General features: G+C 71.2%; 8 protein-coding genes. 3 read left to right on the forward strand and 5 right to left on the reverse strand.

What is annotated here, in order from left to right; translation table 11 throughout:
- Both GWI24_RS35390 and GWI24_RS35395 read right to left on the reverse strand, forming a co-directional pair.
- Nucleotides 1-1,374: non-oxidative hydroxyarylic acid decarboxylases subunit C (locus GWI24_RS35390; protein ID WP_210950128.1), on the reverse strand; the 1,374-nt coding region annotated here is incomplete at its 3' end.
- Nucleotides 1,375-1,405: 31 nt separating this feature from the next.
- Nucleotides 1,406-1,999, reverse strand: a complete 594-nt coding sequence (locus GWI24_RS35395; RefSeq protein ID WP_210950129.1) for a non-oxidative hydroxyarylic acid decarboxylases subunit B — start codon at nt 1,997-1,999, stop codon at nt 1,406-1,408.
- Nucleotides 2,000-2,150: 151 nt separating this feature from the next.
- On the opposite strand from GWI24_RS35395, the gene GWI24_RS35400 reads away from it, so the two are divergent.
- Nucleotides 2,151-3,041 (forward strand): AraC family transcriptional regulator, encoded by an 891-nt coding sequence (locus tag GWI24_RS35400; protein WP_210950130.1) that lies wholly within the window; start codon nt 2,151-2,153, stop codon nt 3,039-3,041.
- 93 nt (nt 3,042-3,134) lie between these two features.
- Here the strand turns inward: GWI24_RS35400 and GWI24_RS35405 are convergent, their stop codons facing one another.
- Nucleotides 3,135-5,195 (reverse strand): phosphocholine-specific phospholipase C, encoded by a 2,061-nt coding sequence (locus tag GWI24_RS35405; RefSeq protein ID WP_210950131.1) that lies wholly within the window; start codon nt 5,193-5,195, stop codon nt 3,135-3,137.
- Between the two features lie 388 nt (nt 5,196-5,583).
- Here GWI24_RS35405 and GWI24_RS35410 point away from each other — a divergent pair, with 388 nt between their 5' ends.
- Nucleotides 5,584-6,378 (forward strand): SigB/SigF/SigG family RNA polymerase sigma factor, encoded by a 795-nt coding sequence (locus tag GWI24_RS35410; protein ID WP_210950132.1) that lies wholly within the window; start codon nt 5,584-5,586, stop codon nt 6,376-6,378.
- 137 nt (nt 6,379-6,515) lie between these two features.
- On the opposite strand, the gene GWI24_RS35415 is transcribed toward GWI24_RS35410, so the two are convergent.
- The gene (locus GWI24_RS35415) at nt 6,516-6,902 is read right to left on the reverse strand and encodes a TraR/DksA C4-type zinc finger protein (protein WP_210950133.1); all 387 of its coding nucleotides are present in this window, start codon (nt 6,900-6,902) and stop codon (nt 6,516-6,518) included.
- A gap of 85 nt (nt 6,903-6,987) precedes the next feature.
- Between GWI24_RS35415 and GWI24_RS35420 the strand changes: the two genes are divergently transcribed.
- Entirely contained in the window at nt 6,988-8,100 is a 1,113-nt protein-coding gene (locus GWI24_RS35420) for a CapA family protein (protein ID WP_210950134.1), read from the forward strand.
- 10 nt (nt 8,101-8,110) lie between these two features.
- On the opposite strand, the gene GWI24_RS35425 is transcribed toward GWI24_RS35420, so the two are convergent.
- Nucleotides 8,111-8,464, reverse strand: a 354-nt coding sequence (locus GWI24_RS35425) for a lysylphosphatidylglycerol synthase domain-containing protein (protein WP_210950135.1), incomplete at its 5' end; no start/stop codon positions are given.

Genomic DNA, 8,464 nt, shown 5'->3' on the forward strand with positions numbered 1-8,464 from the left:
GGGCAGATCGCGCACTTGGGTGCCGTAGTTGCCGCGGTTGTCGGGGGCGACGGGGGTGGTGGCGTCGATGATGAGCTTGTCGGTGATACCGGGCGTGATGGCCTGCGGGGCCAGCTCCAGCACCGACAGATTGGGGATCCGCACCAGATCGCCCGCCGGGTTCATCTTCGTGGACAGCGCCCACATCACCTGGGGGAGGTCGAACGGGTCGACGTCCTCGTCCACCACGATCACGGTGGCGGCGTAGCCGAGGCCGTGCGGAGTGGTCAGCACCCGCATCCCGACGGCCTTGGCGAAGCCGCCGTAGCGCTTCTTGGTGGACACGATGACCACCAGCCCGTGGGTGTACATCGCGTTGACCGCCTGGACCTCGGGGAAGTCGCGGCGCAGCTGCTTGTACAGCGGCACACAGGTGTTGGCGGCGATCAGGTAGTCCACCTCGGTCCACGGCATGCCGAGGTAGAGGTGCTCGAATATCGGGGCGGTGCGGTAGGAGATCCGGTCGATGCGGATGACGGGCATGTTCCGGCCGCCGGAGTAGTGGCCGGTGAACTCGCCGAACGGCCCCTCGATCTCCCGCTTGCGGCCCTCGATGACGCCCTCGATGACCACCTCGCTGCCCCACGGCACGGGCAGCCCGGTGAGCGGGGCCCGGGAGACCGGGGCGGGAGCGCTGCGCAGCGCGCCGGCCAGCTCGTACTCGTTCTGCTCGTACTCCATCGGGGTGGAGGCCACGATGGAGATCACCGGCTCGTTGCCGAGCGTGATGGCCACGGGCAGGTCCTCGCCCCGCTCCTCGGCGGTGTGCAGGTGCTGGGCGATGTCATGCATCGGCACCGGCTGGATGGCGAGCGTGCGCCTGCCCTTGACCTCGATGCGATAGATGCCGACGTTCTGCTTGCCGCTGTGCTCGGGGTCGGCGGGGTCCTTGGAGATCACAGCCGCCTTGTCGAGGTAGAAGCCGCCGTCGCCGTCGTTGAGCCGGATCAGCGGAAGCACCCGGAAGATGTCGGCGTCCTCGCCCTCCAGGGTGTTCTCGGCCCACACCGGGTTCTCGCGCCACTCGGGGGCCACCGGGAAGGTGTCCCAGCGGCGGATGAACTCCTCCACCTGCTCCTTGGTGCCGGTCTCCTTGGGCAGGCCGAGCGCGAGCGCGTGATTGGCCCAGGAGCCGTGCACATTGAGCGCGATCCGCGCGTCGGTGAAGCCCTTGACGTGGTCGAAGTACAGGGCGGGGGCGTGGCCGCCCAGGCGCGGGGCGGCGTTCGCGGCGGCGGCGATGTCCGGCTCCGGCATCACCTCGTCGTCGATGTGCAGCAGCTGACCCTCCTTCCGGAGGGCGTCGAGGAAGCCGCGGAAGTCGTCGTAGGCCATGGGAACTCCAAGTGGGGGAGGGGTGGGGGAATCAGGCGGCGGTGGGCTTCGGGCCGCGGGCGGCGCGCATGCCCGCCCACCGCTTGGCGGCGGGCGCGGGCAGGTCGAACTGGTCGAGGAGGCGGGCCGTGAGGTGGTCGACGATGTCGTCCACCGACCGGGGTTGGTTGTAGAAAGCGGGCATGGGCGGGACCATCCGCACGCCCATCCGGGAGAGCGCCAGCATGTTCTCGAGGTGGATCTCGCTGAGCGGGGTCTCCCTCGGTACGAGGACGAGCCGGCGCCGCTCCTTGAGGACCACGTCCGCGGCGCGGCCCACCAGACCGTCGGCGTATCCGGCGCGGATCCCGGCGAGGGTCTTCATCGAGCACGGCGCGATGATCATGCCCTCGGTGCGGAAGGAGCCGGAGGAGATGGTGGCGCCCTGGTCCTCGGGGGAGTGGGTCACATCGGCGAGCCCGGCCACCTCACGGGCGGACCGGCCGGTCTCCAACTCGATCGTGGTGCGCGCCCAGCGGCTGAGCACCAGATGGGTCTCCACCTCGGGCAGCTCGGCCAGCGTCTCCAGCAGCCGGACGCCGAACACGGCACCCGTTGCTCCTGTCATGCCCACGATCAATCGCACGGTGGCACGCTCCCTCGGCTGCTCTCGGTGGAATGCTCTCGATGGAAGGGGAAGCGGTGACCACGGGGACTCTTTCGGTCACCCGTTCACCACAACGCACTCCACGCTAGATGCGGACCAGCGCGCACCAGCCGTACACTGAAGACGCGCTATGGACAGAAACGGACACCGTGATGTCACCGAGGTTCCGTTCCGGCCCTCCGTGGGAGCCCCGCCGGGAGCGGCCGTCCTGGACTTCCCCGGACTCGCCGCCCGCGCCCGGAGCCATGGCCTCGATGTCCACGCCCCGATGCGGCTCGCCTTCCACCAGCTGATCACCGTGCGCTCCGGGACGCTGCGCTGTTCGGTGGACTTCACCGAGCACGAGCTGACCGAAGGCGGCTGGATGTGGGTGCGCCCCGGACAGATCCACCAGTTCCGGTCCGCCCTCGGTGCGGCGGACGGCGCCGCCGTGCTCTTCCCGCCCGGCTATCTCGGCGCCGCCACCGCCGCGGTCGCCCGGCTGGACCGGCCCGCGTCCCGGTCCCCTCTCGTGGTGCCCGAGGGCGCCGACGCCGAGGCCGTCCGTGGCGTCCTGGACCTGCTGGAGAGCGAGTACCGGACGGTGTCCGGGCCGCTGGAGGCGCATGTCGAGGTGGTGCGCCACCTCGTCGCCGTCCTCGTACTGCGGCTGGCCCATCTGCCCGGCGCCCAGAGCGGGGACACGGCGGGCAGTGAGGCGTTCCGCCGCTTCCAGCAGGCCGTGGAGCGCGACTACACCCGCACCCACCGGGTCGAGGACTACGCGGACCGACTGGGCTACAGCGTCCGCACCCTGACCCGGGCCACCCGCGCCACCGTGGGATGCGGCGCCAAGCGGTTCATCGACGACCGGGTGCTGCTCGAGGCCAAGCGGCTGCTGGTGCACACCGATCTGTCCGCCACGGCCATCGGCGAGCGGCTCGGCTTCCCGGACGCCACCGTCTTCACCAAGTTCTTCCGGCGGCGCTCGGGCGAGACCCCGGCCGGCTTCCGCACCCGCGCCTCGGGCGCGCGGCGCTGACGGCCCGAACGTCACATGTGACGGGGAGACGCACCGCGCGCCCGCCCGGCGGGGAGCCGGACGGGCGCGCGACGAGGGACCGGTGGCGGTGGCTCAGTCCGCCGAGAGCGCGGGGTCGCTCATCCCCGCACGGCCGGTCTCCACATGCCCGGCCAGCCGGCGCAGAAAGCCGCTGTCATGGTCGGAGACCACCGACAGGTCGTACCACTGGTGGCTGAGCCCGGTCCGCGCGGTGTGCACCACCCGCGCGCCCGGCCGGAGCCGGTAGTTCACCGGCTTCTCCTTGTGATAGCCGTCGGTGACGGTGAGCCGCACCGTCGCATCGCCCTGGTTGACGAGGGTCAGCTCGACCTCCCCGGTCGCCCGGCTGTGACGGGCGCTCACCTCGGGGCCCTCGCCGGTGGCGTGGCCGGTGAAGTGGCGCAGGAAACCGGCGGGACCGTGCACCTGGAGGTCATAGGCGCCGTTGTCCGCCGAGGAGCGCTGCCAGCTCCCGGACAGCCGCTTGCCCGCCTCGACGGTGTAGCCCCACGGCCCGCCCTCATGGCTCGCGGAGGTCACGTGGAAGTGCGCGGCGGTGCCCTTGCCGTGGTGGACGAAGTCGACCCGCAGACCGCCGTCGGCGCCGGTCGTGGCATCGGCCGACAGGTCGTACGGCAGCGGCCTGGCACGGCGCAGCCCGGACTCCTGCCGGGGCAGCGAGGGGTTCGCCGGGAGCGCCGGCACGTAGTCGGGGTGACGCTCGCTGTCCTTGGGCTGGTAGCCGCTGGTGTCCGGCAGGGCCGGGACCTGCACATCGGTCCGGGAGAAGTCGAAGGCCTCGGTCAGGTCGCCGCACACCGCCCGCCGCCACGGCGAGATGTTCGGCTCCTCGACGCCGAAGCGCCGCTCCATGAGCCGGATGACCGAGGTGTGGTCCAGCGTCTGCGAGCACACCCAGCCGCCCTTGCTCCACGGTGACACCACCAGCATCGGCACCCGCTGGCCCAGCCCGTACGGGCCCGCGGGCTGCGAGGAGGAGCCGGCGTACAACTCCCCGGTGGTGTCCACGGTCGAGGCGCCCCGCTCGGCGGCGGGCGCGTACGGCGGCACCACGTGGTCGAAGAAGCCGTCGTTCTCGTCGTAGGTGATGAGCAGCGCGGTCTTGCTCCACACCTCGGGGTTGGAGGTGAGCGCGTCCAGCACCTGGGCGACGTACCAGGCGCCGTAGTTGGCCGGCCAGTTGGGGTGCTCGGTGAAGGCTTCGGGCGCCGCGATCCAGGAGATCTGCGGCAGCTTCCCGGCCTTCACATCGGCCCGCAGCACGTCGAAGAAGCCGTCGCCGTTCTTGGCGTCGGTACCGGTGCGGGCCTTGTCGTACAGCGGGTCGCCGGGCTTGGCGTCGCGGTATTGGTTGAAGTACAGCAGCGAGTTGTCGCCGTAGTTGCCGCGGTAGGCGTCGTCGATCCAGCCCCAGCCGCCCTTGGCGTCGAGCCCGTCGCCGATGTCCTGGTAGATCTTCCAGGAGATCCCGGCCTTCTCCAGGCGCTCTGGGTAGGTGGTCCAGCCGTAGCCGGCCTCCGCGTTGTCCAGCACCGGGCCGCCGCCCTTGCCGTCATTCCCGGTGTAACCGGACCACAGGTAGTAGCGGTTGGGGTCCGTGGAGCCGATGAACGAGCAGTGGTAGGCGTCGCAGATGGTGAAGGCGTCGGCCAGCGCGTAGTGGAACGGAATGTCCTCGCGGGTCAGATACGCCATGGTGGTGGCCGACTTCGAGGGCACCCACTTGTCGTACGCGCCGTCGTTGAACGCCGCATGGCCATCGCCCCAGCCGTGCGGCAGGTCCTGGAGGAACTGCAGCCCGAGGTCGTTCACCTCGGGACGGAACGGCAGGACCTCCTTGGAGCCGTCGGACTGGTGCCACACCGGCTTGCCGTTGGGCAGCCGCACCGGCCGCGGATCGCCGAATCCCCGTACCCCGCGCAGGGTGCCGAAGTAGTGGTCGAAGGAGCGGTTCTCCTGCATCAGCACCACGATGTGCTCGATGTCCCGCAGGCTTCCGGTCCGGCGGTTCGCCGGAATCTCCGCGGCGCGGGCGATGCTGGCGGAGAGGAGGGACATGGCCGTGCCGGTGCCGGCAAGTTGCATGAATCTTCGACGGTCTATGGAGGTCATGACGCTCCGGTCTCCTGTGGCGTTCGAAGGGAAGCGGGGGGAACCGGTGCAGTCTCTTCCGCCAAGACGGTACGGACAACGGCACATGGGCGAAACGGCGGGAAAGCCTCCGTAAATCTTGGTCGCGGGCGCTTGTCGCGGGCCCCCCACATGCCCCTACGGGTCACGCACCGGACCGATGTGACGCACGACGCACCGGATGGACCGGCATCCATGGAGATGAACCCCGTTTCGCCATGCCGAGGACGGGCACGCGAACAGTGTGCTTCGGACCGGAGGCACGCCATGGGAGCAGCCCGGCTGCGGAAGGCGTGTTCACGGTTGCCCGAGTTGTCCGGACTGCCAGTGCCTGTGGTGACACCGACGACAGCCCAAGGGAGACCGGCCCATGACGTCCGCGCGAGCACACCCCAAGCACACACACGACGACGCCCCCGACACCTCCGCCGACTTCCGCCGGATCGCCGACCTGCCGGACGGTCAGGAGAAGGAGGCCCTGCGGCAGGATGTCGTCCGGGCCTGGATGCCGATGGCCGAGCGCATCGCCTCACAGTTCCGCAACCGCGGTGAAAGCTCCGAGGATCTGCGGCAGGTGGCCATGGTCGGCCTGGTCAAGGCGGTCAAGCGCTATGAGCCGGACCGGGGTTCGGCCTTCGAGAGCTACGCCGTCCCGACCGTGATCGGGGAGGTCAAGCGGCACTTCCGCGACCACATGTGGGGCCTGCACGTCCCGCGCCGGGTCCAGGAGCTGCGCAACCGGGTCCGCAGCGCGATCCAGGAGCTGACCCGCTCACCGGACGACCGTTCGCCCAGCGTCAAGGACATCGCCCGGCACACCGGCATGACCGAGGAGGACGTCCTCGTCGGCATGGAGGCACTCGAGAGCTTCCGCACGCTGTCGCTGGACGCCGCACTGCGCGGCGCGGACGACGGCTACGCACTGGTGGACACCCTGGGCTCCACCGAGTCCTCCTACGAGCGGGTGATCCAGCGCGAATCCCTCAAGCCGTGCCTGCGCAGGCTTCCCGCGCGCGAGCGGGAGATCCTCTACCTGCGGTTCTTCTGCGACGAGACCCAGAGTCGGATCGCCGATCGGCTCGGCATCTCCCAGATGCATGTCTCCCGGCTCATCAACCGCACCTGCGCCCGTCTGGGGCAGGAGGTCGGCGCACGTGCCGCGTGACGCCCGCGCCCCCGGCCGCCCGCGTAACGCCCACGCCCTCTGCCCGCCTGTCGTCCACGCCCCCGGCGGCCACGGACGCCGTGCCCGGACGCCGTGCCCGGACGCCGTGAGCGGGGCGCGCCCCATCAGCCGTCCGATCAGCCGCCCGGCCCCGCCGCCCGCTCCTCGGCGCATACGACGCACAGCTCCGCGTGGGGCAGGGCCAGCGCCCGCTCCCGGCCCTGAGGCCGGCCGCACCGCGTGCAGATCCCGAAGGATCCGCCGCGCAGCCGGTCGAGCGCCGCGACGGTCCGCTCCAGCAGGGCCGCGTCCGTCTCCGCGCGCGAGTGCAGCTCCCTGAGGGTCACGGCCTTCGCACCCGTGTCCGCGGCGTCGAGATCGCAGTCCGCGCGCAACGCCGACGCGGTCTCCTCGTTCCGGGCGAGCTGTGACCGCAGCCGGTCCACCTGCTCCGACAGCCGGGCCGCGGCCTCCTCCAAGTCCCCGGGCCGCAGCGGGCTCTCACTCGTCTCCGCTCCGCTCATCCGCCGCACCTCCCTGTGCTTCCGCCCCTCCGGGTCCCCACCCCGGCCGCGCTCACTCATGGCGACGCACGCCTATCGTTGAGGTATGTACGACACGGCGGTGACGCTGTTCCTCTGCGGCGATGTGATGCTCGCCCGCGGTGTCGACCAGATCCTGCCGCATCCGGGCGATCCGGAGCTCCATGAGCCCTACATCCGCGACTCCCGGGCCTATGTGGAGCTGGCCGAGGAGGTCAACGGCCCGATTCCGCGCCCGGTGGACTTCTCCTGGCCCTGGGGCGACGCCCTGGCGGTGCTGGACGAGGAGGCGCCCGCGGTGCGGGTGCTCAACCTGGAGACGAGCGTCACCCGCAGTGATGAGTTCGCCCCGGGGAAGGACGTCCACTACCGGATGAACCCGGACAACCTCCCCTGTCTGACCGCGGTCCGGCCCGATGTCTGCGTCCTGGCCAACAACCATGTGCTCGACGGCGGCCGGCGCGGGCTCGACGAGACGCTCGAATCCCTGGCCGCCGCCGGGCTCCGGGTGGCCGGAGCGGGCCGTGACGCGGCCGCCGCGCGGCGCCCCGCCGCCGTCCCGGCCGGGGACCACCGCCGGGTGCTGGTCTTCTCGTTCGGCGCGGCCTCCAGTGGCATTCCGAGCCGGTGGGCCGCGGCCGAGAACCGGTCCGGGGTCGACTTCCTGCCCGAGCTGTCGGACGCCTGCGCGTACGCGATCACCGTCCGCGTACGGCAGGTCAAGCGCCCCGGCGACCTCGCCGTCGCCTCGGTCCACTGGGGCGGCAACTGGGGGTACGGAGTCTCACCGGCTCAGATCCACTTCGCCCACACCCTGATCGACGGCGGTGTGGACCTCGTCCACGGCCACTCCTCCCACCACCCCCGCCCCCTCGAGGTGTACCGCGGCAAGCTGATCCTCTACGGCTGCGGCGACATGGTCGACGACTACGAGGGCATCGGCGGCCATGAGCGGTACCGCGACGATCTGCGGCTGCTCTACTTCCCCGAGCTGGACCCGGACACCGGCCGCCTGGTGAACCTGCGCATGGTGCCCCTGCGGTCACGGCGGATGCGGCTGGAGCGCACCGGCCACGACGACGCCGCATGGCTGGGCGGAACCCTCGACCGGGTCGGGGCCTTCCTCGGCTCGCACATCGACGTCCGGCCCGACGACGTCCTCACCCTGCGCGGACCCTGACCCCGCCGGGTCAGACGATCTTCCAGCGCACCAGCCCGCCCAGCACCAGCGCCCCGGGGATCAGCGGCAGCCACACCGTGATGAAGCGGTACGCCAGCACCGTGGACGTGGCCGACTCGACCGGCGCCCCCGCCGCCACCAGCGCGATGACCAGCGCCGCGTCGACCGAGCCGATACCACCGGGGGCGGGGACGACGGCGGCCACCGCCGTGGCGGCCAGATACGCGAGCATCACATGCGCCGGCCGCACCTCGAGCTCCAGCGCCAGCGCGACCGCCACCAGCCCCGTCGCCTGGAGCAGGGGAAACGCCAGCGAACCACCCCACAGCGCCAGCGCCCTGGACGGCCGCATGTGCAGCGAACG

It is taken from the genome of Streptomyces sp. MK37H (assembly GCF_018035285.1).
GTDB lineage: Bacteria > Actinomycetota > Actinomycetes > Streptomycetales > Streptomycetaceae > Streptomyces > Streptomyces endocoffeicus.